The sequence below is a fragment of the Xanthomonas sp. XNM01 genome, assembly GCF_014851915.1.
Classification (GTDB): domain Bacteria; phylum Pseudomonadota; class Gammaproteobacteria; order Xanthomonadales; family Xanthomonadaceae; genus Pseudoxanthomonas.
Genome location: NZ_JACVAP010000002.1, coordinates 587,891 through 614,332, shown reverse-complemented (window position 1 = coordinate 614,332; position 26,442 = coordinate 587,891). Strand labels below are relative to the sequence as shown.

24 protein-coding genes, 1 tRNA gene and 1 pseudogene are annotated in these 26,442 nt (G+C 70.9%); 8 read left to right on the top strand and 18 right to left on the bottom strand.

Annotated features, from left to right (window positions below; all coding sequences use genetic code 11):
- Window positions 1–33: 33 nt before the first annotated feature.
- From IB242_RS10435 to IB242_RS10425, 3 genes are all read left to right on the top strand, one after another.
- Window positions 34–1,146: a homoserine O-acetyltransferase gene (locus tag IB242_RS10435; RefSeq protein WP_192278855.1), complete on the top strand. Its 1,113-nt coding sequence runs from the start codon at window positions 34–36 to the stop codon at window positions 1,144–1,146.
- Window positions 1,147–1,248: 102 nt separating this feature from the next.
- Complete coding sequence (locus IB242_RS10430) at window positions 1,249–1,821, top strand: cysteine dioxygenase family protein (protein WP_192278853.1); 573 nt, start codon at window positions 1,249–1,251, stop codon at window positions 1,819–1,821.
- 36 nt (window positions 1,822–1,857) lie between these two features.
- A tRNA-Leu gene (locus IB242_RS10425) sits at window positions 1,858–1,943 on the top strand.
- A gap of 64 nt (window positions 1,944–2,007) precedes the next feature.
- Here the strand turns inward: IB242_RS10425 and IB242_RS10420 are convergent.
- The 9 genes from IB242_RS10420 to IB242_RS10380 all read right to left on the bottom strand — a co-directional run bounded on the left by IB242_RS10420 (window position 2,008) and on the right by IB242_RS10380 (window position 11,012).
- Entirely contained in the window at window positions 2,008–3,153 is a 1,146-nt protein-coding gene (locus IB242_RS10420) for an aldo/keto reductase (RefSeq protein ID WP_192278851.1), read from the bottom strand.
- 701 nt (window positions 3,154–3,854) lie between these two features.
- Window positions 3,855–4,085 carry a hypothetical protein gene (locus IB242_RS10415; protein WP_192278849.1) on the bottom strand — a complete coding sequence of 77 codons (231 nt, stop codon included), beginning with the start codon at window positions 4,083–4,085 and terminating at the stop codon, window positions 3,855–3,857.
- A 125-nt stretch (window positions 4,086–4,210) separates the two neighbouring features.
- Entirely contained in the window at window positions 4,211–4,684 is a 474-nt protein-coding gene (locus IB242_RS10410; RefSeq protein ID WP_192278847.1) for a hypothetical protein, read from the bottom strand.
- Window positions 4,684–4,896: a PspC domain-containing protein gene (locus IB242_RS10405; RefSeq protein WP_192278845.1), complete on the bottom strand. Its 213-nt coding sequence runs from the start codon at window positions 4,894–4,896 to the stop codon at window positions 4,684–4,686. Before IB242_RS10405 ends, IB242_RS10410 begins: the two co-directional genes overlap by 1 nt.
- A gap of 42 nt (window positions 4,897–4,938) precedes the next feature.
- On the bottom strand, window positions 4,939–5,352 hold the full coding sequence (locus IB242_RS10400; RefSeq protein ID WP_192278843.1) for a DUF5329 domain-containing protein: 414 nt from the start codon (window positions 5,350–5,352) through the stop codon (window positions 4,939–4,941).
- An 82-nt stretch (window positions 5,353–5,434) separates the two neighbouring features.
- Window positions 5,435–6,499 (bottom strand): class III poly(R)-hydroxyalkanoic acid synthase subunit PhaC, encoded by a 1,065-nt coding sequence (gene phaC, locus IB242_RS10395; protein ID WP_192278841.1) that lies wholly within the window; start codon window positions 6,497–6,499, stop codon window positions 5,435–5,437.
- Window positions 6,496–7,968, bottom strand: coding sequence for a poly(R)-hydroxyalkanoic acid synthase subunit PhaE (locus tag IB242_RS10390; RefSeq protein ID WP_192278839.1), 1,473 nt, complete (start codon window positions 7,966–7,968; stop codon window positions 6,496–6,498). The genes phaC and IB242_RS10390 overlap by 4 nt, the downstream gene beginning before the upstream one ends.
- 141 nt (window positions 7,969–8,109) lie before the next feature.
- On the bottom strand, window positions 8,110–8,724 hold the full coding sequence (locus IB242_RS10385; RefSeq protein ID WP_192278838.1) for a phosphatidylcholine/phosphatidylserine synthase: 615 nt from the start codon (window positions 8,722–8,724) through the stop codon (window positions 8,110–8,112).
- A gap of 548 nt (window positions 8,725–9,272) precedes the next feature.
- Complete coding sequence (locus IB242_RS10380; protein ID WP_192278836.1) at window positions 9,273–11,012, bottom strand: 3-hydroxybutyrate oligomer hydrolase family protein; 1,740 nt, start codon at window positions 11,010–11,012, stop codon at window positions 9,273–9,275.
- A gap of 182 nt (window positions 11,013–11,194) precedes the next feature.
- Here IB242_RS10380 and IB242_RS10375 point away from each other — a divergent pair, with 182 nt between their 5' ends.
- The 3 genes from IB242_RS10375 to IB242_RS10365 all read left to right on the top strand — a co-directional run bounded on the left by IB242_RS10375 (window position 11,195) and on the right by IB242_RS10365 (window position 13,433).
- Window positions 11,195–11,953 (top strand): 3-hydroxybutyrate dehydrogenase, encoded by a 759-nt coding sequence (locus IB242_RS10375; RefSeq protein WP_192278834.1) that lies wholly within the window; start codon window positions 11,195–11,197, stop codon window positions 11,951–11,953.
- Window positions 11,954–12,145: 192 nt separating this feature from the next.
- Complete coding sequence (locus tag IB242_RS10370) at window positions 12,146–12,361, top strand: hypothetical protein (RefSeq protein ID WP_192278832.1); 216 nt, start codon at window positions 12,146–12,148, stop codon at window positions 12,359–12,361.
- Window positions 12,362–12,860: 499 nt separating this feature from the next.
- Window positions 12,861–13,433, top strand: coding sequence for a class I SAM-dependent methyltransferase (locus tag IB242_RS10365; RefSeq protein WP_225540389.1), 573 nt, complete (start codon window positions 12,861–12,863; stop codon window positions 13,431–13,433).
- 70 nt (window positions 13,434–13,503) lie between these two features.
- On the opposite strand, the gene IB242_RS10360 is transcribed toward IB242_RS10365, so the two are convergent.
- Window positions 13,504–13,992, bottom strand: a complete 489-nt coding sequence (locus IB242_RS10360) for an 8-oxo-dGTP diphosphatase (protein ID WP_192278828.1) — start codon at window positions 13,990–13,992, stop codon at window positions 13,504–13,506.
- A gap of 100 nt (window positions 13,993–14,092) precedes the next feature.
- On the opposite strand from IB242_RS10360, the pseudogene IB242_RS10355 reads away from it, so the two are divergent.
- Window positions 14,093–14,656: pseudogene (locus IB242_RS10355) on the top strand (GNAT family N-acetyltransferase).
- 46 nt (window positions 14,657–14,702) lie between these two features.
- The gene (locus tag IB242_RS10350) at window positions 14,703–15,365 is read left to right on the top strand and encodes a CHAP domain-containing protein (RefSeq protein WP_225540387.1); all 663 of its coding nucleotides are present in this window, start codon (window positions 14,703–14,705) and stop codon (window positions 15,363–15,365) included.
- Here IB242_RS10350 and IB242_RS10345 read toward each other — a convergent pair.
- The 8 genes from IB242_RS10345 to IB242_RS10315 all read right to left on the bottom strand — a co-directional run bounded on the left by IB242_RS10345 (window position 15,296) and on the right by IB242_RS10315 (window position 26,391).
- Complete coding sequence (locus IB242_RS10345) at window positions 15,296–17,209, bottom strand: hypothetical protein (protein ID WP_192278826.1); 1,914 nt, start codon at window positions 17,207–17,209, stop codon at window positions 15,296–15,298. The genes IB242_RS10350 and IB242_RS10345 overlap by 70 nt on opposite strands.
- Window positions 17,210–17,592: 383 nt before the next feature.
- The gene (locus IB242_RS10340) at window positions 17,593–18,273 is read right to left on the bottom strand and encodes a murein L,D-transpeptidase catalytic domain family protein (protein WP_343237137.1); all 681 of its coding nucleotides are present in this window, start codon (window positions 18,271–18,273) and stop codon (window positions 17,593–17,595) included.
- 109 nt (window positions 18,274–18,382) lie between these two features.
- Window positions 18,383–19,462: a L,D-transpeptidase gene (locus tag IB242_RS10335; protein ID WP_192278822.1), complete on the bottom strand. Its 1,080-nt coding sequence runs from the start codon at window positions 19,460–19,462 to the stop codon at window positions 18,383–18,385.
- 338 nt (window positions 19,463–19,800) lie between these two features.
- Window positions 19,801–21,087 (bottom strand): threonine synthase, encoded by a 1,287-nt coding sequence (thrC, locus tag IB242_RS10330; RefSeq protein ID WP_192278820.1) that lies wholly within the window; start codon window positions 21,085–21,087, stop codon window positions 19,801–19,803.
- A 264-nt stretch (window positions 21,088–21,351) separates the two neighbouring features.
- Window positions 21,352–22,314: a homoserine kinase gene (locus IB242_RS10325; protein WP_225540499.1), complete on the bottom strand. Its 963-nt coding sequence runs from the start codon at window positions 22,312–22,314 to the stop codon at window positions 21,352–21,354.
- Between the two features lie 2 nt (window positions 22,315–22,316).
- Window positions 22,317–24,842 carry a bifunctional aspartate kinase/homoserine dehydrogenase I gene (gene thrA, locus IB242_RS10320; protein ID WP_192278818.1) on the bottom strand — a complete coding sequence of 842 codons (2,526 nt, stop codon included), beginning with the start codon at window positions 24,840–24,842 and terminating at the stop codon, window positions 22,317–22,319.
- Window positions 24,843–24,931: 89 nt separating this feature from the next.
- Window positions 24,932–25,063, bottom strand: a complete 132-nt coding sequence (locus IB242_RS20665) for a hypothetical protein (RefSeq protein WP_255523461.1) — start codon at window positions 25,061–25,063, stop codon at window positions 24,932–24,934.
- 200 nt (window positions 25,064–25,263) lie between these two features.
- Window positions 25,264–26,391 (bottom strand): ribonuclease H-like domain-containing protein, encoded by a 1,128-nt coding sequence (locus tag IB242_RS10315; RefSeq protein WP_192278816.1) that lies wholly within the window; start codon window positions 26,389–26,391, stop codon window positions 25,264–25,266.
- Between the last annotated feature and the right edge of the window lie 51 nt (window positions 26,392–26,442).

The window sequence follows — 26,442 nt, the reverse complement described above, 5'->3', positions numbered from 1 at the left end:
GGCGGGCGGCGATCCCGTTACACTCCCGCGCCTATGTCCGAGTTCATCCCGCCCGGCAGCCGCTTCCACGCGCTGACCTCGCCCTTCCCGATGAAACGCGGCGGCGCGCTGCATGGCGCGCGCATCGCCTACGAAACCTGGGGCACGCTCGACTCCGCCCGCGGCAACGCGGTGCTGATCGTCACCGGCCTCTCTCCCGATGCCCATGCGGCGGCCAGCGTCGACGATCCCGGCCCCGGCTGGTGGGAGGCCATGCTCGGCCCCGGCAAACCAATCGACAGCGACCGCTGGTTCGTGGTCTGCGTCAATTCGCTCGGCAGCTGCAAGGGGTCGACCGGCCCGGCGTCGCGCGACCCGGCCACCGGCGAGCCGTACCGGCTCACCTTTCCCGAGCTGTCGGTGGAGGACATCGCCGACGCGGCGGCGGAAGTCATGCGTGGCCTGGGCATCGAACGGCTGGCCTGCGTGATCGGCAACTCGATGGGCGGCATGACCGCGCTGGCCCTGCTGCAGCGGCACCCCGGCATCGCCCGCGCCCACCTCAACATCTCCGGCAGCGCCCGCGCTCTGCCGTTCTCGATCGCGGTGCGCTCGCTGCAGCGCGAGGCGATCCGGCTGGATCCGAACTGGAACGAAGGCCGCTACGACGAGGCGACCTGGCCTGAATCGGGCATGCGCATCGCCCGCAAGCTCGGCGTGATCACCTACCGCTCGGCGCTGGAGTGGGACGGCCGCTTCGGCCGCGTGCGGCTGGAATCGGACCGCCCCGACGAGGAGCCGTTCGGCCTGGAGTTCCAGGTCGAGAGCTACCTGGAGGGTCACGCGCGCCGCTTCGTGCGCCGCTTCGATCCCAACTGCTATCTGTACCTGAGCCGGTCGATGGACTGGTTCGACTTGGCCGATGTCGCTGGCGGCGACGTGCTCGCCGGCCTGGCCAGGATCCGGGTCGAACAGGCGCTGGCGATCGGCGCCAACACCGACATCCTGTTCCCGGTCGAACAGCAGGAAGAGATCGCCGACGGACTGGCGCTGGGCGGTGCCGACGCCCGCTTCCTCGGCCTGGATTCGCCGCAGGGGCACGATGCCTTCCTGGTCGACTTCGAGCGCTTCGGGCCTGCGGTCAGGGGATTTCTCGACGGGCTGTAAACGCACGACAAGGATTCGCGGTACGTCCCCGGCCAACGGAGAACATCCATCTAACGCGCGATCGGTAAACTACCGGATTGAGTTCTGTGGGACCGCCGAGTGATGCATTTCTCCGGCAAGGAAAAGCTTGTCTCGGCGCTCGATGCCGCGGTTGCCACCGGCAACGACATCGCCTGTACCGCTGCGGTCCGTGCGGCGCTGGTCGCACTCTTCGCCGATCGTGACGTACGCCTGCCACCAGAGGTGCTCGTCCCCTGTGCGGATCACTATGCGAGGCGGGAACTGCATGTCAGTACCGACCACGGCTACAGCGTGATCGCGATGACTTGGGGGCCGGGTCAGGGGACCCATGTGCACGATCACGACGGCGCATGGTGCGTGGAGGGCGTCTGGCACGGCCGGCTGGCCATTACCCAGTACATCCCTGTCGAGCACGCACAGGAGCGCTGGCGCTTCGACGTTGCTGGCAGGCCCGAGGAGGCCGGCCCGGGCTCGGCGGGCAGCCTGATCCCGCCGCACGAGTACCACACCGTGCGCAATCCCAGCGAGCAGGCGGTTGCGGTGTCGATCCATGTCTACCAGCGGCCGTTGCTGCGCTGCCACGTATTCGTGCCTGACACCAGGCACCCGGGCTGGACCCGCCGGGAGGAACGCCTGCTGGCGAGCGATTCCTAGCCGCCCTGCCCGTCGGCCGCTATACTGCGCGACCTGGCCGAAGTGGCGGAATGGTAGACGCAGCGGACTCAAAATCCGCCGGTAGCGATATCGTGTGGGTTCGAGTCCCACCTTCGGCACCAGCGACCTGGCCCCGGTTTCGGGGCTTCGTCGTTTCTGGCCCGTGCAGATTTCGTGGGTCGCCGCTCAGGCCGGCACGCTGGCGTCGGCACTGACGATTCCGGCGCGGCGCAGGTCGGCCCAGAAGCCGGCCGGGATGGCGACGGTCATCGACTCCATGTTGGCCCTGGCCTGCTCGGCATTGCGTGCGCCCGGCACGATCGAGGACACGACCTCCGGTGCCGCGGCGAACTGCAGCGCGGCCGTGCGCAGGTCCACGCCGTGGCTGGCGGCGATCTCCATCGCCTTCGCCCGCTTCTCCGCCGCGCCCGCAGGGACCGGCCGGCCGCCGTAGAGGTAACGGTCACGGCCGGTCAGGTAGCCGGCCAGCAAGGGCGAGCCGACCATCACCGAGATGCCGCGCGCGTGCAGTTTCGGGAACACGCCAGCGAGCGCCTGCTCGTGATCGAGCAGCGAGTACTGGCAGGCCAGCAGGAACATGTCCGGCTCGGCGACCTCGATCGCACGCAGTGCGGGATCGGGCGTGTTCACGCCCATGCCCCAGGCCTTGATCAGGCCCTCCTCGCGCATCTTCGTCAGCTCCACGAATGCGCCGGTGCGCGCCTGCTCGAAGTACTCGGTCCAGCGCTCGCCCATGTCGCCGTTGTCCGGCGACAGGTCGTGCACGAACACGATGTCCAAGTGCGAAACGCCAAGCCGCTGCAGGCTGTCCTCCACCGAGCGGCGCGTGCCCTCGGCGCTGTAGTCGTAGCGGTAGTCGAACGGCGACGGGTCCTTCCAGCTGGTCTTCTTCGGCGAACGGCTCGCCGTGAGCAGGCGGCCGATCTTGCTCGACAGCACATACGCATCGCGCGGCTTCTGCGCCAGCACGTGGCCGAAGCGGCGTTCGCTCAGCCCCAGCCCGTACCAGGGCGAGGTATCGAACACGCGCGCTCCGGCACTCCACGCCGCCTCGAGCGCCGCCTGCGCGTCGGCCTCGGCGACAGCCGCGAAATTGTTGCCCAGCGGTGCGCCTCCCATCCCGGTCACCGCATGGGGCCGCCAGCGACCACCGGATCGTGGCGCGTTGACCGGCAGCGGCCGTCGTCCCGTGCTGCCAGTCGTCGGCATCACATCACCCGGCGTGCGCTGGGCCTGCGCGATCAGCGGTGCGGCGGCGAGGGCCGCCGATGCGTAGGCAGCGGCGCTCAGGAAGCTTCGACGGGTCGACATGGGTATCTCCGGTCAAGTGGGCAGTCATGCGGCTCATGGCGATGCGTTCCCCTGCATCCTGTCGCGCAGGCTGCGTCCGTGCCGTGACGGCGGCGGCTCCCGCGCGTGACGTGGGAGCTGCCCGTCCATGCGCCGATATGCGCAGGCGCTGACCGGACGAAGATCACCGCGTCCCGCCGCAGGTCCCGGGACGACGCGGATGCGTGGGCGCCGGTCGCCACAAAGCTGGCGGCGGACGCAGGCCGGGGCTTCGCGGGCAGCCTGACCGGACCGGCATCAAGATCCAGCGATTTCCGGAGGCACGTCGACACAGGCGTCGTGCACGAGGCGCGATGCCGCCCGGCGCAGTGCCGGGCCTCGCTCTTCGTGCTGGCGATCGGAAGCGGTGATAGGCCCGCCCCGGTTTGCCCGGTAATCAGATATCAGGGCACCGCGACGTCGGCGCCCGACAAGGAGAGTGGCGATGACACGGCATCAGGGGCGGCCCATGCAGGGGACCGACGGGACATCACGCGCGGGTCTGACACTGCGCACCCGGGATTTCTTCAAGGCTTACCGCAAGGCACGCTCATGGTCGTGCCCGCCACAGGTGTCGGCGCTGGCTGCCTTCAGGTTCGCGTTGTGGGGCGACAGCGGCGAGTTCCGCAGTCATCGTGGATGGCGCACGTCGCGCCTCTACCGCTGCTGATGACGACCTGCGGTCAGGCCGTCGCCGCGGCGTAGTGCCGCGCGGTCCAGCTGGCGAGCAGCTCCTCGCACAGCGACTCGAGCGCCATGATCCGGACCGTGCCGTAGTTGGCCAGCCGGATCATCCGTTCGACATAGATTTCCCGCCCGTACTCGGCGGTTTCGAGCATCGATTTGGTGAAGCCGTTCGGCATCACGCCGCGGGTACCATCCTTGCTGCCACCCACGTAAAGGACAATGGACATTCGGCCGTTTCCCTGTTCTGTATTGCGCTTCGGTCGACAAGCGCAAGTGTGGCCGACACGCCGTTAGAATTCCGTGCAACGCACGTTACCGTTTGCGCATGGCCGCACGACAATGGCCCCGGTGTTCAGTTGCCGCGCCGGCGGGGCCACCAGCCATGTCCATGCATCGCATAGTGATCGGCGGCACGCTCGAACGGATTGCGCACCGAGATGCCGCCGCAGGCGAAGTAGATCGGGACGAACAGCGGGCCGAGCACCATGTACTGGTAGACGTGCGCACGCTCGTGGTCGCCCAGGCGCACCTGCGGATGGCGGCAACGGCCGGCCCGGTGCTCGTAGGTCGCGCAGAACACGTCCAGGCTCGTGCCGGTATGCAGGATGGCGTTGCCGAGAGTCATCGCACCGCCGGGACCCCACGGCCAGCGCGCGATCACGATGGCGCGGTCGCGGCGACTCACGCGAAAGCGCGCGCCGAACGGCAGCGCAGCCACGCCTGCGAACAGTGCGGCCAGCGTATAGGGCGCCGCCCACAGGCAGCCGAGCCAGAATCCCGCGACGCGCAATGGCGCGCGCAGCCCCCGTTCCGCCTGCGCGACCATCAATCCCCTTCGTTCGGGATCAGCAGCCACAGGATCAGATAGACCAGCAGGCCGGGGAACGCGGCGGAGAGGATCGACCCCGCCACGTAGCCCAGGCGCAGCAGATTGGCGTTCCAGCCAAGGCGACGGGCGATACCGCCGATCACGCCGGCGATCATCCGGTCGTTCAGGGAACGCGACAGCCCGGTGGTGGGATGTGCACTGACGTTCATGGCGCGCTCCGCGAAGGCGCTGGCTGGGCAGGTGCTTCGAGTCTATCGCGCTGACCGCTGCCCACGCGTGAGGGACAACTGCTCCCTGAACCAGTCACCGGCATCACGCTCGGCCTGCCCCGGACAGACGACGCGGTAGGCCTTGCCGCTGAGCATGCTGCGGCTGGCCGCGGCCTCGATGAAGTCCTCGGCTGTGCCTTCGCGGCCACGCTTGCGCGCCACGTCGTACTTGCGCTGCAGGTGGGACTGCGCTTCGGCGGCATCGTGCCAGCGTCCATTGCGCTGGAAGCGGCACCCGGACTGGCCGAGCGCGGCGATCAGGGCACGCACCTCGGCATCCGCGGAGGCCGCCGGCGTCTGCTGGGCGGATGCCGGTGCCGCGCACGCCAGCAGCGCGCACAGGACGACAGCGATGGAAACGTCGCTTCGCTTCGTGGAAAAAAGACCGGTCTTCATGCAGCCGTATCCCTGTGGAAGCAGGACAGTCCAGCCGCGTGCGCACGGGCCGCGGCGACCGGTGTACGCCGTGGCGCCACTTTCAGCGCCTGGCCGCCAGCCAGCGCTCGATCGCCGCCGGTACTTCGCGCTGGGCGCGGCTGGAGACGTAGATGCCGATGTGGCCGCCCTTGAAGCCCAGCTCGGTGTAGTCGTCGGTGCCCACCAGGCCGGCCAGCGCGCGCGAGGCATCCGGCGGCACCAGGTGGTCCTGCTCGGCATAGATGTTGAGCACCGGCATGTCGACGAATCCCAGGTCCACCGGCTGCGCACCGATCTTCGCCGTGCCGTTGACGAAGGCGTTGCCCTGGTAGAACTGCTTGATGAACTCGCGGAAGGCTTCACCGGCCTGGTCGGGCGAATCGAAGATCCACTTTTCCATGCGCAGGAAATCCTCGACCGCCTTCGGATTCTCCAGCGTGTCGACCAGACCCACGTACTTCTGCAGGTTCAGCCGGAACGGCTTGAGCATCAGGTAGCTGGCGTTCATCAGGTCGGCCGGGACATTGCCGAGCGTATCGACGAACAGGTCCACGTCGAGTTCGCGCACCCAGCTCGACAGCATGTTGTCCGGTGTCTGGAAATCCACCGGGGTGACCATCGTCACCAGGTTGCGCACCTTCTCCGGGTGCAGCGCCGAGTAGCACAGCGAGAACGCGCCGCCCTGGCAGACGCCGAGCAGGTTCAGCGGGCCATCGCCGGCTGCGTTCAGATGATCGACCGCGCCGTCGATGTAGCGGTTGATGTAATCGTCCAGGGTCAGGTAGCGGTCCGAGCGGTCCGGATAGCCCCAGTCGAGCACGTACACATCCACGCCCAGCGCGAGCAGGCCCTTGACCAGCGAGCGGTCGGCCTGCAGGTCGACCATGTAGGGCCGGTTGACCAGTGCATAGACGATCAGCAGCGGCGGGCCGGACGCGGGACGCTCGCCGACGAAGCGGTACAGCACGACCTTGCCGTCGCGCCAGACTTCCTGCTTCTCGGTCGCGCCGTACTCGACATCGGGAATGTCGCCGAGCGTGCGCATGCCGTCGGCCAGCCGCTGCTGGAAGCGCAGCGCCTCCTGCGCCAGATCGACCGGATTGAACTGCAGCGGGCCCTGGCTCATTTACCCGGCCCTCCGCGCTTGCCACGCGTGCGCGTGCCGCCGCTGGTCTCGGCGGGAGACGCCGGTACCGCATCGAGATTGCGGCTGACCCAGTCCTTCATCGAGACCACGTTGCGGGGCGTGCCGCCGGTGGCCGTGCGGCCGGCTGCGGTGGCCTTGCCGGCCGCCACCTTCCTGCCGGCCGCGGGCTTTCCGGCGGGTGTCGCCTTTGACGCCTTCCTGCCTGCTGCCGTCGCCTTCGGCGCCTGACGGGAGGCAGGCGAGCCGGTCCTGCCAAGGCCGGGCTGGACGGCAGGCGCGTGCTTCGCCGGCGCCCCTGCAGCGGCAGGCTTGCTGCCCGCGCGGCGCGGCGCGGGCGTGGTTTTCTTGCCGGCCGGCTCTGCGAACGTCGCACTGGCCGATGCCGCGACAGCGCGGGATCTGGCCGGCTTTTTCCCGCTGGCCGGCGCTTTCCCGGCCTTCGCCGTGACGGGCTTCTGCTGGCGCTTTGCCGTTTTCCCGGCCGGCGTTGCCGGGCGATCCGCTGCGGCCCTGCGCTTCGCAGGTGCTGCCGACGGAGGAATCGCCGCCCCGGCATCCACGGCGCTGTCCGTCCGCGTGGTGCGCTGCCGTCCGGCCGGCGCAGTGACGCCTGCCTGCGCCGCGCGCCGCGCCGCATGCAGCGCGCGTTCCAGCTCGGCGACCTTGCGGTGCACCGCATCGATCTCGGTCCGGCCCGGCAGCCCGAACAGCGCGGCGACCTGCTCGACCTCGCGCTGCACGCCCAGCCGCAGCCGCATCTGGGCGTTGGTCATCTCGGCATAGGCGTGACGGAACTCGGGGGTCAGCGCGATCTCGGCCCAGGCTTCTTCGGCCGCGTCGATCCACAGGTCGAACAGCGCACGTGCGCTCTCGATCCGCTGGCCGGGCGCATCGCGCTGTTCCAGCCGCTGTTCGAACAGGGCGAACGCCTGCTGGCCGGCACCGGCGAGCTGGGCGACGAATGCCTGGTTGCGTTCCTGCCAGTCCTGCCAGGCCAGCGCCAGCCGCTGCAGGCGCTCCTGGTGCTCGCGCTGCGGGCCGAACGCGGGGCGGTGCAGCCAGTGCGTGTGGTCCTGCCGCCACTGGTGCATGACGCCATCGAGCCACGGGCGCACCTGCTCGATCCAGTCGTTGCCGAACAGTGGCCCCGCCTGCAGGCCGTGCTGCATGCCGGCAAACGGATTGGCGCCCTGCCCGCCCAGCATGTCGCGCCAGGCGCGGGTCACGTCCGCGGCGGAGGGTTGCTGGCCGCTGAACTGCATGGCGAGCTGCTGCATCCTGCTGTACCAGTCGAACGCGCCCGGATCCATGCGACCGAGGCCCGGTGGCATCGCGCCGGCCAGGCCGAACGCATCCAGACCACCGCCGGCACCCCGCCCGAGCAGCTCGTTCCAGGTATCCCAGTACTGCCTTGCCAGCGATTCGAAATCGCCGGTCGACCCATTCATGATCATGCGTCCTCCCGTACGCGCCCGAGTCTACCAGCGTCGACGGCTGGCGCCCGGCGCGGCGGCACGCGTCCGGCAGGCGCCGGTGCGATCACCGGCGCCCGTGCGCGCACGGCGGTGGCCGCGCGATGTCCACGGGGATCAGGGCTTGGGAATGCGCAGGGTCTTGCTGATCATCAGCGAGCCGGACAGCGCGAACAGCAGCACCAGCGGGTGCAGCTGCCACGGGCCGAGCTGCCACTGCCCCCACCACAGCGCCTCGCCGATGCGGCCCTGCGAAGCAGCGACCGCCAGCACCACCACCAGCGCCAGGCTGGTCGGAATCGGCGTGCCCTCGAAGTAGCGCACCTTGTCGTCGCCACCGGACAGCGCCTCGGCGGTCACGTTGTAGCGGGCCAGGCGGCTGACGCCGCAGCCGACGAAGTAGGACAGCACCAGCCAGTCCCAGCCGCCCTGCATGCCGCACGCATAGGCCAGCGCGGCCGGCGCCACGCCGAAGGAGATGATGTCGGCCAGCGAGTCCAGTTCGCGCCCGAGGGTGGACGAGGACTTGCGCCAGCGCGCGATGCGGCCGTCGAGCGCATCGAAGATGAAGGCCAGCGGGATCAGCGCCATGCCCAGCAGCAGGTCGCTGGTGCGCCCGTCCTGCAGGAAACGCATCGCCGCGAAGATCGCGCCGGTGCCGCAGAACGCATTGGCCAGGGTGAACCAGTCGGCCAGCTGGAACTCGCGCAGCATCGAGAAATGGCGGGACATCGCGGGGATCCTGGAGACGACCGCGACAGGATACCGGTGCGGCGTGTAGCCGGTGTGGGAGCGGCGCGCGACCGGGACCGCCGGTCCTCGACCGCGCCGATCGGCAGTACCGTGGTGGCCCCGCCGACCGAGGCGACGATCGCAAGATGCCGCGTGAGCGAGCGGCGGCGGCGAGTCCGCTCATGCCGCTGCGGGCGCCCTGTCCGGTCGGAGCGGGCCGCGGGAACACGCACCACGCCACGTCACCCAACGCGGATCCGCAATCGGACACACCGTGGCTGATCTTGAAGAAGCGCCTGCTCCAGCGGCATGCAGCCGATCATCTGCAATGCTGCATCCGCGCCCGAGGCTGCCGCCGCCCCACCGGGCTCCCGCTGCGTCAACACCGCCATCGTCGCACCAACCTGGCCACGCGAACTCCTGCCACGATCACGATCACGATCATCGTGAGCGTGCCGCACGGACTGTCGGATTGCCCTCGCCGCCCTGCGCCCGCGTGGCTCGATGCGGCCGGGTCCAGAGCCCCGCTTCGGACACGGGAACGCGCGCTAGGGCCGGGGAAGCTGCGAGGCCTCGACCACGCCGGCGCCCCGGCCACGCGCATCGATCACGGCGTCGGCGGGCAGCGCGCCCCGCCCGTCCAGGTGCGCGGCCACCCGGTCCAGCGCGGCGTACACGTAGGGCAGCAGCGGCACATGGCGCGCGCCGTACGCCGGCAGGCCGAGGAAGGAGTCGAAGTGCTGCGCGTTGCGCACCTGCCAGTAACGCACGTCGCGACCGGCTGCCTGTGCCGCAGCGACATAGGGCGTGCTGGTGAACGCGGCGGGGATCAGGCCATCGTCCTGCCCATGCACGACGATCACGGGCAGACCGGCGCGCGGCAGGCAGGCACGCGTCTCCGCGATGCCGGCCCGGACCCGTTGCGCATCCGCGCCATCGCCGGTCTGCAGGGCGCGCAGCGCCTGCAGGCCTGCCAGGGCAGGATCCGGTGGCGACATCGCCGGATCGATCAGGCCGACACCGGCGCCCGGCGGGATGCCGCTGGCGTCGGCGGGCCAGGCCGCACGCTCGACGGAGGTGGCCGGACGCGGGTGCAGATCCGGCCGCTGGGCCGCGAACCGGAACCCGCAGGGATGCGCGCCGATGCCGTAGCGGCCATAGGCCGAAGCGTAGGTCGCGGCGATCGCACGCCACAGGTCGAAGCCGACGCTGGAGGCGCCGGCGGCCAGTGCGGCGTCCGTCCAGCCGCCCGCGCGCAACCGTGCATGTGCCGAGCGGGCCTGCGCGACGACATCGGTGCCGTCGACCAGACCCGCCGCCTTCAGCCCGGCGCAGCGCTGCATCCATGCCGGCGCGGCCTGGGCGTGCAGCAGCGGCGAGTTGCCGGTCGTCCCGGGCAGCGCCAGCAGCGCGGCCGGCATCCACAGCGCGGCCTCGGTCGCATAGTCGTACAGGCTGCGCGCGCCGGGCGCGCCCTGCGCATGCACGCTCGGCTCGCCGGCGACCACCGCGTCCAGCCAGCCCGAGGCGTCCTCGGCGGCACGCAGCACCGCGCCACCGCCATTGGAGATGCCGACCGCGATCACCCGCGTGTTGTCGAAGCGGAACGGCGCTGCCTGCGGGAAGGCGCGATCCAGCGCCGCCAGCCCGAACTCCGCCGCCTGGCGCAGATGCCGGCCCCAGTCGGCCTCCGGATTGTCCTGCGAATGCGCATGTTTGAATGCGATGCCGCGGGCGCCGGCCGGCACATCGGGGGCGAAGGCCAGATCGTCATGGTCGCCGAGGCGCCCGATGCGGCCGTCCTCGCGCACGCCGGTGCCGGCATCGAGGTCGACGTAGTCGCTGCCGGCGCCCTTGTCGGTACTGACCACCGCGCAGCCGCGGGGCAGTCCCCAGGCGCCCGCAACCGCGATCGCGCCGTAGACCCCACGCGATCCGGAGCTGGCGCTCACCACCAGGCAGCGGCGCGCGTGATCGAACCCGTTCGGCACCTGCGCGAGCACCCGGTGCGGCTGGCGCGCGCCCGGCAGCGTGACCAGCGCCGCGTACTCGCGGCCGGGAACCGCGCGCAGATCGCCATAGACCGTGCCGTAGCCGCCACCGGGCGAGAGATCGGCGATCCCGCGCCAGCTGCTCCACAGCGCCCGCCGACGCAGCTCGGCGGTGGTCGGGGCGTCGGCATCGGCGAAGGCCGGCGGCGTCATCGCCCGCAGTCCGTCCAGGCCCAGGCCGGCGGTCAGCAGCTCGTCGCCGTGGCGGTGTTCCGTGACGCGTTGCGGATCGATCATGCGGGGCCTGTCGAGGGCGATGGGAGGTGCCGGCCACCAGCGGCGACACGCAGTGCGCTGCTGGCCGGCAAGGGCGTCGGCGACGATGCAGGCACCGCCGCGCGCACCGGCCGCGGCCATCGTACCCGGGCACGCCCCGGTTCCGATCCGGATTGCTAAGCTGGCCGCAGGAGGACTCCCCAATGCACAGCATCCTGATCACCGGCGCGGCCAGCGGCATCGGCGCCGGCATCGCCCACGAACTGGCCCGCGCCGGCCACCACATCATCGTCAGCGACCTCGACCGCGACGCCGCGGAACGGGTCGCACTGGCGATCCGCGATGGCGGCGGCTCGGCCGAGTCGGTCGCGCTGGACGTGACCTCCGACGACAGCGTCGCCGAAGCCCTGTCCACGATCACCCGTCCGGTCGACGTGCTGGTCAACAACGCCGGCCTGCAGCATGTCTCGCCGCTGGAAGAGTTCCCGGTCGGCAAGTGGGAGGTTCTTGTGCAGGTGATGCTGGTCGGCGTCGCCCGCCTGACCCGCGCGGTACTGCCCGGCATGCGCGAGCGTGGCTTCGGCCGCATCGTCAACATCGGCAGCATCCACGCGCTGGTGGCCAGCCCGTACAAGAGCGCCTATGTGGCGGCCAAGCATGGGCTGGTCGGGTTCTCGAAGGTGATCGCGCTGGAGACCGCCGACACCGACATCACCATCAACACGGTCTGCCCCAGCTACGTGAAGACCCCGCTGGTCGACAGGCAGATCGCCGACCAGGCGCGCACCCGCGGCATCTCCGAGGCCGATGTGGTCAGCCAGGTGATGCTCAAGCCGATGCCGAAGGGCGTGTTCATCGAGATGGACGAACTGGCCGGCGTCACCGCCTTCCTGGTTTCGGCGGCGGCACGCAACATGACCGGCCAGACCCTGGTGCTGGATGGCGGCTGGACGGTGCAGTGAAGGCAGCCTGGAGCGAGCGGTGAATGGTGAAGAGGAACGCCTGCTTCCTGCACGGCGCCCTCTTCTTCAGGCCTGACCCCTGCTCTTCATTGCGCGCCTGCGCTTGGCCCTGCAGGCCGACGACGGCCATCGGCTGTTTTCCGGTGCTTCGCGCAACACGCGAACCGATGTCATCGCGCAGCACCGTCGACGATGCCCGGGTCCACGTGGCTGGACGAGGTTCTGGAAGCGAGCGAACACCGTCCCGATGTCACCCTGGTATCGACTCGCCCGCACGTGCCCGGCGATCACGGGCTGGCCCGCGCGCGCGGTCCAGCGGTGACGCCGGCAGACGACGACCCGGACGTGGTCCGTCGCGTGCTGGCCCACGCAGCGCTCGACGACCTGCCCGAACTCGGGCCTGGATGAGCGGTGGGCCTCGGCATGGCCGCCTCGCGCCGTGGCTGTCGCCGGCGTGGCGCGCGCCGGCCTTGCGGCAGATTCCCCCCGCGAGGTCAAGAAAAAAAGCCGTGTCATTCACTGGTCATTTTTTGACCAACCCTATTGACACGCTTGTGCCCCAAGGGCCGCCGCCGCTTATCCACATGTTTGCGCGGAAACCATCCACACGCCCTGTGGAAAACGCTGTCATCGCCGCGACAGGTGCTGGTCATTTTTTCGCCACACCTCTTGACAGCCTTGCCACGCAAGGCGCGCCCATCGTTATCCACAAGCTTGTCCGGATTTCATCCACACCCGGTGTGGACAACGCCGCGCTGGACAGGCCGATGACTCCCTGCCGATACTCCGCCGCGCACCGGGAAGCGCACGCCACCCGTCATCGGACCGGAACGCCATGACCCCAGAGGAACTGTCGGCGCAGCTGCGCTGCCCGCATGGTCCACAAGCGCGCGAAGTTGGCGAACGCATGAATGCAGCCAACGGCGCGCTGACCCGGGCGGCGATCGCCGCACTGGGCACCCTGCCCGGCGAGCGCATCCTGGAGATCGGGCCCGGGAATGCCGCCTTCGCGTCGCTGATCCTGGACGTCCCTGGCACCGGCTACATCGGCCTGGATCTGTCCCCGGCCATGGCGGCCGAAGGCGCGCGCCTGCATGCCACGGCCATCGCCGAAGGACGCGCGGCCTTCCTGCTCGGCGATGCAGCGGCGCTGCCGTTCGACACCGCCGCCATCGACCGCGTGCTGGCGGTCAACACGCTGTATTTCTGGGACGCGCCGTCGCAGGTGCTGGACGGGCTGGCACGGGTGCTGCGCCCCGGCGGCGTGCTGTGCCTGGCGTTCGCCGATGCCGCCTTCCTGCGCCGCATGCCGTTCGCCGCGCACGGCTTCCGGCTGCATGAGGTCGCGTCGATCGACACCATGCTGCGCGACGCGGGATTCGGTCAGGTGACCCACCGGCTGCATCACGAGCAGGTCATCGGCAATACGGGCGAACAGGTCGAGCGCAGCATGCATCTGCTGGTCGCCACACGCGATTGAGCGGTACGAGGCGGACCAGCGCGACCGGGCCGATGACGCCGCAGTCGGGGCCGCGTGCAGCGACCAGCGGCTACAGCCGGGTGTAACTCCAGGACTGCATGCGCCCGTCGCGGTACGGCATCACCCCGTGGAAGCCGCGCGGGTCGGCATCGAAGACCAGCGGCAGGAACTGGCGGTCGCCTTCCCACAGCGGCAGGTCGAGGATCTTCTCCACCGGCACCCACTCCAGCGTGCCCTCGGGATTGCTGGCCAGCGGGGTGCCGCTGTAGGCGTCGATCAGGAACACGAAGCCCAGCCAGTCCTCGCCGTTCCTGCCGAACCCGGGCCAGCTGATCGTGCCGCGCAGGTGCAGCGCATCGCAGCTGATGCCGGCCTCCTCCATGATCTCGCGGCGCATGCCGGCGACCACGTCTTCGTCGCGCTCGATCTTGCCGCCCAGCCCGTTGTACTTGCCCAGGTGCTGGTCGCCGGGCCGCGCGTTGCGGTGGATCATCAGCACCTGCGACCGATCGGGCGAGAGCACGTAGCCGAGCGTGGCGACGATGGGGGTATAGGGCATTGCGGCTGCCGGGATCGCGGACGGGGGCGCAGATTGTAGTCGACCGGGGTTGAAGCGACCGGCGTCGGCCGCACCTTTCCGGCGCTCCAGGACCAAACCCATGACATCGCCCCGCATCAGCACCCTCGACACGCCGCGCCTGCTGCTGCGCCCGCTGCGCAACGACGATGCCGATGCGCTGCTGGCGATCTTTTCCGACCCCGAGGTGATGCGCTACTGGAACACGCCGCCGTGGACCACGCGGCAGGATGCGCTGGCGTTCATCGCGGGCACCACGGCAGCGCTGGCCGAGGGCGCCACGCTGGCGCTGGGCATCGTGCGCAAGGCCGACCAGCAACTGATCGGCAAATGCCTGCTGGCCGCCTACGCGCCCGCCTCGCGCAGGGCCGAACTGGGCTTCGGCATCGCGCGGCAGGCCTGGGGCCACGGTCACGTGTAGGAGGCGGCCGGCGCCCTGATCGCGCATGCGTTCGATGCGCTCGGGCTGCGCCGGATCGAGGCGGAGATCGACCCGGCCAACCTGGCGTCAGCGCGCGCGCTGGAGCGCCTCGGCTTCCAGCGCGAAGGCCTGCTGCGCCAGCGTTGGGAGATCGATGGCGTCCTGTCGGATTCGGCGCTGTACGGCCTGCTGCGCGACGACCGCGATCCGCGACCGTCGCGATGATCGACGCCGCGGCTACACTTCGGTTCCCGTTCCCATCGTCATCACCATGATGTTCCGCAGCCGCGCGCGCAGGCCTCTTTCCCGCCGGGTCCGGCGCCTGGCCGCCGCGCTCATGCTGCTGGCGGTCGTGCCGGGCGGCGCATGGTTCACGGCCACCCGGGTCAATCTGGATCGCGCGCACGCGGTCGGCGACGTGGTCGACAGTCTCGATGGCGTCGAGGTCTTCCACAATGGTGGTACCGGCCACGTGCTCGGCCGCAACCTGGCGCCGGACGGCTACAACCTGGGCCTGAAGTACCAGTGCGTCGAGTTCGTGAAGCGCTACTACTACCAGCGCTTCGACCACCGCATGCCGCAGGACCGCGGCCACGCCCGCGACTTCTTCCAGCGCAGCCTGGCCGACGGCACGCTCAACGCCGAACGCGGCCTGCTGCAGTTCGTCAACGGCGGCGCCAGCGCGCCGGTGGCTGGCGACCTGGTGGTGTTCTCACCGTGGGTCCTGAACCGCTACGGCCATGTCGCCATCGTCAGCGCGGTCGGCGCGGATTTCGTGGAAGTGATCCAGCAGAACCCGGGCCCGTTCGGCAGCAGCCGCGAGCGCTACGCGCTGCACCGGGCGGACGCCGGCGTCCGCGTCGATCATTCCCGGCTGCTGGGCTGGCTGCGCATGCCCACCGGTGCCGGCTCGGCAGCGCCGGCAGCGGACTGAGCCGCCGCCGCCCTGTCGTCCGGCGGCAGCGCGGCCATCGCCTTTCGGATCCGGGCCGGAATCGTGCAGTCGGCACCGGTGCGCAGCGGCGTTCCGTTCGAGGGCTCGATCACCGCGCCCTCGGTCTCCTTCGACGTGCCGAAGCACTGCATCGCCACGAACAGCGTGCGGCCTTCGCGGTCGACCCACTGCTGGCCGACGTAGTTGCCCTGCGCGGTTTCGAAGGTCGTCGCGATCAACTGGGTCACCGGACCGGCATCGGGCCTGTCGGCCAGCATCGGCTCCAGACGCACCGTCGCGTCCAGCCAGCTGGCGACGACCGAGCCGTCCATGCGGTGGAGCGTCACCTGCTGCCTGTTCAAGGTGTCCTCGTCGACGTAGCGCGAACTCCACAGGCGATCCTCGCCCCAGGGCTCGAGTCCGTTGTAGCGCGGCGCCAGGCGCTCGTTCCCTTCGCCATCCATGAACCCGTAGTAGCCGTCGCGCATGAACACCAGTCCGCCCGGCAGCAGCGCTTCGGCGTACGCGAACGCCTCGCCGACGAACCGGCCGCGCTTCACCTCGTACAGGCGCAGACCGTCGCCGAGGGTCCGCACCACGAGCAGCGCGCCATCGCGGCTGGCCTTCTCGATGGCGCTGCCCTCCGGCAGCAGCTGCGGACGCAGCGCCGCATCGAGCCACAGGCGAGGCTGCGACTCACCGACCAGCGTGCCGGCGAACCCGGCCGGCTCGGCGGCCAGGCGGATCAGCGGCGGTGTGTCGGCCAGGCGCCGGCCCCGGCAATCGACGAGCGTCTCCTGGCCATCCTCGGCGATCGCCACCCGCAGTTCCGGGCGCGCGTCGATCTCGCGCCATGCATGCGCCTCGAACCGCCCCTGCAAGCGCCCATCGGCGTCGCCCAGCCGGTCGCCGTCCCGCTCCATCGAAAAACGCCAGACGCCGGGGCAGACCTCCTGCGCGGACGTCGCACCGGCTACCGGAACGAAACGTCCGTCGGCCTGCATCAGGCCACCCGTCGAGGTCTCCGGCTGGAGGACGAGTTCGTCCCCGGTCTCCTGCTGGATCCGGTATCCGGTCATCCAGCGCGGCCAGGATGCCGCGCGCGCATCGGCCTGGCTGCGCGCGCGCGGCAGGAACTGCCCGGCAGCGAACACCTGCTCGCGCTCGCCGGCCAGTTGCCCGCGCGCATCGAGGCGACGCCACGCATTGCCCTGCCGTGCGAGCCAGCCGCCCTTGTCCAGCGGCAGCAGATCGTCGACCCATGCCGTCCACAACGTGGTGCCTGCTTCGTCGCGCAGCGCGCACGGTGCCTCGACCGACAGATCGCAGATCAGGTACTGCGCACGCCCGGCGAACGGGCCTGCGGCACGCAGCTCATGGTCTTCCAGCCGCAGGCGCAGCTGCCCGTGCTGGTCGAAGATGCGTTCGCCGCCGTCGCGCGGACGCCAGCTGTACCGCTGCGGGTGCGCGGTGATCGCCCACTCGCCGCCGCGCTCGGGCTGCCAGTCGATGAATGCGCTGCCATCGGCACGCAGCAGCGCGGTCCCCTCATGCGACCAGGTGCTGAACAGCGGACTGCGATCAGGATCGTCCGGATGCCGCGCGAACTCGCCGTCACGGATCTCGACATACGGCCCGCGCCGCGACACGCGGCCGGCGTCGTCGAACCATACGCTGCGCTTCGCATCGAAATCCACGCTCACCCAGCGTCCCGGCGCGAGCCGCTGCGGCCGGCCGGGCCACGCCTGGAGCAGCCGCCCCTGGTCGTCGGCCACCACGCCGGTGTCGAAGCCGCTGGCCTGCAGCGAAAAGGTCGCCGGCTCGCCGGCCCGGGCCGACGCCATGCAGAGCATCGCAGCCAGCAGGACCGGCATGCCCGAGCGCGCGGCGCGTGGAAGATCGATGGCGTGCGGCGTGCCGGCCCGCCGTGGGGCATCCCTGTCCGTTTCGTGCTTCGTCATCCCGACGTCGAGGCCTCAATGGGGGGCACATGGTAGCGGGTGCCGCTGCGGCGCCGCACACCGGGTCGAGGGATCGACCTGACGCTGCGTGGTCATCGATGCGGCGTTCAGGCCTCCGCGCCGGCGCCGCGCATCCGGATCCGCGCGAAACACGCGGCATCAAGCGTGCTGCGCTGCCCGGCCGCGATCATCCCGTGTCATCCATGAGCGCATGCCCCGGGATCGCCGCGCGTGCCGCCGCGCTGCGGCATTCCGCACACGCGCCGTCAGGGCGCGGCCGCCGTGTGCGGCGTGCCGGCTCCACTGCCACCGCAGGCACCCTGCAGCAAACGCGACTGCGCCAGCCAGTCCTGGTCCGGGTAGTAGGCGAAGACGAAGGTGCCATCGCGCAGCGTGTCGATCAGCTCGCGCGCGACCTGCGGGCGCACCGCCGGGCAGCCCAGGCTGCGACCGAGCCGGCCCTGCAGCTTCGCCGCCGCAGGATTCACATAGGGTGCGCCGTGGATCACGATGGCGCGCTCGCGCGCCTGGTCGTTGAAGCCCGGCTCCAGCCCGCGCAGGCGCAGCGAGTAGCCGTTGCCGCCGACATAGGTTTCCTGCGCGGCGAATCCCCCCAGGCTGGACATGTAGCTGCCCTCGCGGTTGGAGAAACGCGTGGTCAGGTTGTCGCCGCTGTTGCGGCCATGGGCCACCCATTCCTCGAACAGCAGTTGCTGCCGGGCGAGATCGAAGATCCATAGCCGTGGTTCGGTCGACGGGCGCGAGTAGTCGATCACGCCCAGCCGCTGCGGATCGATACCGAACTCCGGATGGCGCAGCGCGCAGCGCATCGCCTGCGCGGCCAGCCGCAGTACGCCTGCATCGGCCGCCGGTGCCTGGCGTGCGAGTCGTTCGGCCAGACCGGATGCCGCCGGCGTCGGCTGGCCCGCCATCGCCGGCGCGCACATCGCCAGCAGCGCTGACACGCACAACAGCGGGCGGGTGATGGCGAACGGAGCCTGCATCGGATCGTCCCCGGCGGAGAGGCCGCGGCGGTGTATCCGCCCGGCGCGTTCCCTAGCGTATGGGGTCGCCGGCGTCGGATTCCAGTACCGGCTGCAGGCCCTGTTCATCGGTGGTTGGCCGCACCGCCGGCAGGTCGGTGACCAGCAGCGTGGTACCCGGTACCAGCGCGTCGTACAGGCGCCGCGAGAACGCCTCGGGCAGGCGCACCGGCAGGCTCGGCGTGCGCAGCAGATCGAGCGGATCGGTCTGCGGCTGCGTCGCCGCGGCCGGATCGGGCGCGACCGCGCCGAGAATAGGATACGTCGTCCAGTGGTGCCGCGGCCTGCTCGGATCCAGCGGGCTCGCGGCATCCTCCAGCCCGGCGCCCATCACGAACAGCGTGGTGCCGTGGAAGCTGAAGTCCGGGCTGGCCGGCTCGAATGGCGCCTCGCCGACCAGCAGGCCGTCGCGCAGCACGTAGATGCGACGGTCGGCGATGCTGACCAGGATCCCGACCTGGCCGGTCGGCGCGACGCTGTCGTCCCAGGCATAGCCGTCGCCACCTTCGGGCAGCGCCAGCGGCGCCCCCTTGGCGGTGACCGGCGCCAGCACCGCCGGATACACCATCGTGGTCGGCGAGGCCTTGGTTTCGGCGACGACCACGGTGTCGCCGTTGCGGGTCTGGCCGAACAGCTTCTCGGCGAACGCCTGCGGCAGGCGCACGCAGCCGTGCGAGGCCGGATAGCCGGGCAGCTTGCCGCCATGCAGGGCGATGCCGTCCCAGGTCAGCCGCTGCATGTAGGGCATCGGCGCGTTGTTGTAGAGATTGGAGCGGTGATCCTTGTTCTTCTGCAGGATCGTGAACACGCCGGTGGGTGTCTCATGTCCGGCCTTGCCGGAGCTGATCGTCGACACGCCGATCGCGATGCCGTTGCGGTAGACGTAGGCGCGCTGCTCGTCGAGGCTGACCACCAGCACGATCGGTCCGGCCGGCGAGATTTCCGGATGCCAGAGGAACTCGCCGGGCTTCAGGTCCAGCGGCCCGCGCACCGCGGCGGCCGGCTCCTGGGCGGGGGTGGCAAACGGCATGCACACGGCCAGTGCCAGGCCGATCATCCACGCAGTGCGACGGCGTCGCGCGATCGGGTCCATGTCTGCTCCGGACGTTACGTGATTCGGGGGCGGAGGTGATCGTCGCATGCATGGACATGCGCATGCAGCACCGCACGTGCCGTGCGGATCCAGCGATGTCCGGCGATGCCGTCCGCACTCGCCGACGACATGATGCCGACGCGATCCGCCTTCATCGCATGCATGGACCGGAACGAAGAACGGCGACGCATGGACGCCATGCGTCCCCCGGATGCCCGGGCGGACAGGCCCCTGCGAAGAACCGGAAGACGGGTCGCCCGGCTGGAGGCGGCGTCGCCGCTGCCTCTGCCCGCCCTTCCGTCGCCCAGACGAACGAGACGGGCGACCACATGCACCGGTCAGGCCAGCAGATGCGCGCGCAGCGCGTCGTAGTCCGGTGGCACCGGTTCGGCATGCGCCGGCCGCTCCAGCAGTTCAGCCAGCGCCGGCGGCACCTCGACCGGGCCGACCAGCGGCTCGACCACGGCCTCGAACTTGGCCGGGTGCGCGGTCGCCGCGACCGCCCAGTCGCCATCGACGCCATCCGCCCGCAGGGTTTCCAGCACGTGCACCGCGGTCGCGGTGTGCGGGCAGAACACCTCGCCATGCAGGCGATGGCGACGCGCGATGGTCTCCAGGATGGTGTCGTCGTCGACCGCGATCGCGGTGAAGGCCGCGCGCAGCGCCGCGTCGTCGCCGGCGTACAGCCAGCGCAGGCGTTCGAAGTTGCTCGGCGCGCCGACATCCATCGCATTGGCCAGCGTGGCCTGGCTGGCGCGCGGCCGGTAATCGTCGCCGGCGAAGTACTCGGGCAGCACCCGGTTGGCGTTGGTGGCCAGCACGATCCGCCCCAGCGGCACGCCCTGCGCGCGCGCGAGGATCGCCGCCAGCGCATTGCCGAGGTTGCCGGTCGGGATGACCAGATTCAGCTCCTTGCCGGTGGCAGCGTAATGCCCCAGCGCGGCATGCGCGTAGTAGCTGGTCTGCGGCAGCAGGCGCCCCAGGCTGATGCTGTTGGCCGAACTCAGCGGCACCTGCGCCTGCTGGTCGGCATCGTTGAGCGCGCGCTTGACCAGCGCCTGGCAGTCGTCGAACGAGCCGGCCACGCGCAGCGCGCCGACGTTGTCGCCGAAGCAGCCCAGCTGGTGCGCCTGCCGCGGCGACACCCGGCCGTCGGGATACAGCACGACCACCCGCAGGCCGGGCTGGCGGTGGAACGCGGCCGCCACGGCGGCGCCGGTGTCGCCCGAGGTCGCCACCAGGATCGTCAACGGCGTCTGCGCGCCGCGACGGATCCGCGCGAGGCTGGCGGCGAGGAAGCGTGCGCCGAAATCCTTGAACGCGGCGGTCGGCCCATGGAACAGCTCGAGCACGTGGTCGCCCGGTGTGGCCAGCGGCAGCAGCGGTGCGGGGAAATCGAAGGCCTCGGCGCAGATCGCCGGCAGCTCCGTTTCCAGCGCATCGCCGGCGAAGAACGGCGCCAGCAGCGCGGCGGTGGTCGCGGCCAGATCCGCGCCTGCGTGCAGGACACGGCCGGCCGGCAGCGCCTGCGGCACGTAGAGGCCGCCGTCCGGTGCCAGGCCGGCGGCGATCGCCTCGCTGAGCGAAACGGCAGGAGCGGCATTGCGGGTCGAAATGAAGTTCATGGAACGTCCTGGAAGTCAGGTGCGGCCCGCCGGCACGACGGGCCGGCCATCGCCGCAACGCTGCGTGGATGAAGGAAGACTCACCGGCCGTCTGCCGGACGAGGCGCTGGTGCGTGCACGTGGCGGGCGGGCGCATGGACCGGTCCGGTGGCCGCCTCGCGTCGTGGCTGGGCGGCTGACGCCCCGGTCGCGCCTCACGCCGCCGGCGGTGGCCTGCCGATAGCGGCTTTCGTGGAGGTGCGAGCGTCGATGCACGAGCGGCGCCTACAGCAGGCGCGCGGCAGGCGCGGCGATCGGTGAGACCCAGGCCTGGCTGTCGAACCCGGCCGCGGCGAATGCCGCCTGCACCGCCGGTGCCGCCGCCTCGGCCTCGGCCCGGGTCTCGAACCAGGCGAACACGCTCGGGCCCGCGCCGGAAATGCTGGCACCCATCGCACCGGCCGCCAGCGCCGCCTCCTTGACCGCATCGAAGCCGACGATCAGCGGCGCGCGGCGCGGTTCGACCAGCACGTCGCGCAGCCCGGCACGGACCAGGCTGGCGTCGCCGGCATGGCAGCCGGCCAGCACCAGCGCCAGGTTGCCGCTCTGGTCGACGAACTCCTTCAGCGCGTAGTGACCCTGCAGCGCCTCGCGGGCACGGCGCGTCTCCAGCACCGCCTCCGGATGCACCAGCAGGCTGTGCCAGGCGGCCGGCACCGGCACCGGCACCACGCGCTCCAGCGTGGCCAGTACCAGCCCACCGAAGAACATCGGGCCGAGGTTGTCGCCATGCCGGCTGCCGCTGGCCACCGCCTCGCCTTCCAGCGAATACAGATACAGCTGATCACGCGGCAGCGGCGCATCGAGCAGCGCGTTCGCGGCGACCAGCGCGGCTACGCAGGAGGCGGCCGAACCGCCCATGCCCGAGCTCAGTGGAATGCCCTTGTCGATCTCGATTTCGAAGCCGAACGGCAGCGCCAGCGCCTGCCGCAGCGCGATCAGCGACGCGCCGGCGGTGTTGCGCGCGGCCTCCAGCGGCAACGCGGCCGTGGTGCCGCGGATCGCGGCGATGCGCACCTGCGGTTCGGCGATGCGACGCACGGTGACGGTGTCGCCCACGCCGTCGACAGGATAGCCGAGCAGGTCGAACCCCACTGCGACGTTGGCCACCGAGGCCGGCGCGAACGCACGCGCCTCGGTCCGCGCGGAGGCGCCAGCCGGCCGCTGCACGGACGGGTCGATCGCCAGCGTCACAGGCGCGCTCCCCTGCCTGCGGCCACCCGCAGCAGGTCGGCGAACACGCCGGCGGCGGTGACCTCCGGACCGGCGCCCGGGCCCTGCACGATCAGCGGGTTGTCGCAGTAACGGCGCGTGGTGAACTGGACGATGTTGTCGGTCAGGCGCAGGTTGGCGAAGGCATGGTCGTCCGGCACCTCGACCAGGCCGACGCTGGCCCTGCCGTCCACGTCCAGCCTGGCCACGTAACGCAGCACCTTGCCGGCGGCACGCGCCGTCGCCAGGCGTCCGGCGAAGGCCGCGTCGACCTCGCCCAGCCGCGCCATGAAGTCCTCGACGCTGGCCTGGCGCAGCGCTTCGGGCACCAGGCTCTCGACCTGCACGTCCTCCAGGCTCAGCGCCCTGCCCGATTCGCGGGCCAGGATCACCAGCTTGCGCGCCACGTCGGTGCCGGACAGGTCGTCGCGCGGATCGGGCTCGGTGTAGCCCAGCGCGCGCGCCTCGCCCACCAGCTGCGAGAACGGCACGCTGCCGTCGTACCTGTTGAACAGCCAGGCCAGCGTGCCGGAGAAGATGCCTTCGATCGAGGTCACCGCATCGCCGGTATCGAGCAGGTCGCGCAGCGTCGAGATCACCGGCAGGCCGGCGCCGACCGTGGCCTCGTAGCGGAAGCGCGCGCCGCTGGCGGCGGCCGCGTCGCGGATCGCGTCGTAGCGCGCCAGCGGACCGGCACCGGCCTGCTTGTTGGGCGTCACCACGTGGATGCCGGCGGCCAGCCACTGCGGGTAGCGGTCGGCCACGTCCGGGCTGGCGCTGCAGTCGACGATGACGATGTGCGGCAGGTGCGAATCGAGCAGGTGCGCGGTGAACCGGTCCAGGTCGGCCGGGTCGGTCGCCGCCGACAGGCGCGCGCGCCAGTCGTCCTCGATCCCGCGCTGGTCCAGCAGCAGGCGGCTGCGCGAGGCGACCGCACGCAGGCGCAGGTCCAGCCGGGTGCGCTCCAGCAGCGGCGCACGCGCCGACAGCAGCTGGTCCAGCAGCGCCGCGCCGACATTGCCGGGGCCGATCACGCCGACCGCGAAGGTCTGTGGCGACAGCCAGAACCCGGCATGCGCGGCACGCAGCGCGCGGGTGGCCTGCTCGCTGTCGATGGCCACCGAGATGTTGCGCTCGGACGAACCCTGCGCGATCGCGCGGATGTTGACCTGCGCACGGCCCAGCGACTCGAACAGACGCGCGGCCACGCCGGGCTGGCCGGTCATGCCGTCGCCCACCGCCGCCAGCACGCTGATGTCGGGCACCAGCTGCACGCGCTGCACGTGGCCGACGGTCAGTTCATGGGCGAAGGCCTGGATCAGCGTCGCCTGCGCGCGCTCGGCTTCCTCCTGCTTGACCACGCAGCAGATCGAATGTTCGGACGAGCCCTGCGAGATCATCACCACCGACACCTTCGCAGTGCGCAGCGCGGCGAACACGCGCTCGGCCGTGCCGGGCACGCCGATCAGGCCGGTGCCTTCGACGTTGACCAGCGACAGCCGCGGACTCAGGGTCAACCCCTTCACCGGGCCGCTGAAATCGCGCTCGGCGGTGATGCGGGTGCCGGGATGCTCCGGCTGGAAGGTGTTGCGGATGATGATCGGCAGGCCGCGTTCGATCGCCGGCGACATGGTCTGCGGATGCACCACCTTGGCACCGAAATAGGCCAGTTCGCAGGCTTCGTCGTAGCTCAGCGATTCGAGCTGGACGGCCTCGGGAACCACGCGCGGATCGGCCGAGAGCACGCCGTCGACGTCGGTCCAGATGTGCAGTTCCTCGGCATCGAACAGGGCGGCGAAGATCGCGCCGGAGTAGTCGCTGCCGTTGCGGCCGAGCGTGGTGATGCGGTCCTGCGGATCGCGGGCGACGAAGCCGGTGACGACCACGCGCCGCTGCGGGTTGCGCTCGCGCCACGCGGCGAGCCGCTGCGCGCTGGTCGCCCAGTCCACGTCGACGCCGAGCTCGCCGTGGCTGACCACCAGCACGTCGCGCGCATCGAGCACCGCGCAGTCCTCGCCCAGCGCCTTGAGATGCTCGCCGAGCAGCTGCGCGGAGTAGACCTCGCCCAGCCCCTGCACGCGATCGAGCACTTCCTGCGGCAAGCCGCCGATCACCGACAGCGCTTCGAGCACCTGCGCCAGCGCGTCGAACCGCTGGTCGAGCCACTCCACCGCCGGGCCGGCATGCTCGCCGAGCAGCGACACGGCCGCGCCACGGTGGCGCGCGCGCAGCTGGTGCCAGCGTTCGCGCCACTCGGGCGAGTCCTGCCCGGCCGGCGTCGCCGCCGCCAGCGTCGCCAGTTCGATCAGCGCATCGGTCACGCCCTTCATCGCCGAGACGACGGTCACCTGCAGCGTCTCGTCGCGGGCCAGCAGCAGCTCGGCGACATGGCGGTAGCGGTCGGCGCCGGCCACGGAGGTGCCGCCGAACTTGTGGGCGACGGTGCGGAGCTTGGAGACCGGCGTGACGGAACCGGCGGAAACGGCAACTGCGGGCGATGACATCGACAGACCTCGTGGTGAGGCCCCGTCCGCATCAGGCTGGGGAGTTCCCCCGCATCCTGATCCGGGTGCGGGGCCGTGGTTTTCGGAAGTTACGCGAAGACGACGGGCCGCACCGGGCGAATGGTGAGGGTGGTAATGGTGGTGGTAATGCCGGTCACGCCGCGGCCCCGCACGTCATGCGACGTGGCGGAAAGGCGAATGCGGGTGGATGCGGACGGCATGCGCCCAAGAGTCTTTCAGCTGAATGGAAGCTGTCAAGTGCTGCCGTGCACCATGGCGCGCACGCCGGGACGACGGTGCAGTTCTCCCTTGCATGACAAGGGGTTGCGGGCCGGGAGCGGCCGCAACTGCTTGCCCTGGAAACCGTTTCGGACGCACCCATGCCGGACCTGCGCGGATCGACCCGGGATGCGCTGTACCGCTACGCCGATGCGAGTGGTTCCGGTAGCGCCTCGGCCTCCTCGTGCTGCGCACGCACCAGTTGCTGGAACAGCAGGGCCAGCGTCACCACGTCCTGATGGTTGTGCGCGGCGACACGATGCAGGTCGTGCGCATCGCCGCCGCGCAGGAAGCCCAGCCACGCGGCCGGTGCCTGCGATCCCGGCAGGTCGTCCTCGCGCACCACGCCCAGCAGCTGCCGCTCGACCGTGGCCAGCCGGCAGTTCTCCCAGCGCCCGCGATAGCGGCGCCGGGTCGGATGCAGCAGGTCGACATGGTCGAGCGCGCTGATCGGTTCGACCTGCCGCGACAGCCGGAAGCGGGTCTTCAGCAGCGGCGCGTCGTAGCTGCGCCCGTTGTAGCTGGACAGCACGGTGCCGGCGCCCAGCCAGCCACTGAAGGCGCGCAGCATCGCCGCCTCGGCGGCCATCGTCGCCATCAGCAGCTGGCGCACCCGCAGGCCCTGGCCACGGTCGGGATCATCGACCCAGTCGGCCGCGCCGATCATGAAGGCGCGGGTGCCGGTGCCTCCCGCCAGGCCCGTGGTTTCGGTATCGAAGAACAGCAGGTCGGTCGCAGCGACGTGCTCTTCCGGCCGTTTAGCGAAGGCCAGCGACAACGGCGCGGCCGGGACCGGCTGCGGCAGGAAGGCTTCGATCAGGTGCAGCCCGGCGGCGATCTCGGTGCCCGGCAGCGAGCGGCCCAGCCCGGTGCGGCGGCGTGCGACCGGAGCCGGTGTCGGCGCTGGTGCGGCAGCAGCGGCCGTCGCCGGCACGCGCCCACGCGCGCCGAGCAGCCGCCGCAGCGCGGCCGCGTTGTGCGGCTGCAACGGTTTCCCCGGCGGCGCGCTGTTGGCGGCCGGCGGTCGATCGATCCAGTCGAACACCGAACGCGACGCCGACGGCGTGCCCGACCTGGGCGCGGCCACCGCATCGGCGGCACGGCCGACGGAGGGTGCGCGCTCGCCCGTGCCCGGGTGTCCGGCCAGCGGCGTCGCCGTAGGTGCAGCGGGTGCAGGAGCTGTCTCGGATGCGTCCCTGGACGCCGGCGCCGCCGTCGCGTCGCCGGCCTGGCGACGCAGCATCCGCAAGCGCTCGAGGCTGATGCTCATCGCCGGCTCCGGACGTGGCCGCCCGTTGCACACGGTCCGCGTGCAAGGCCG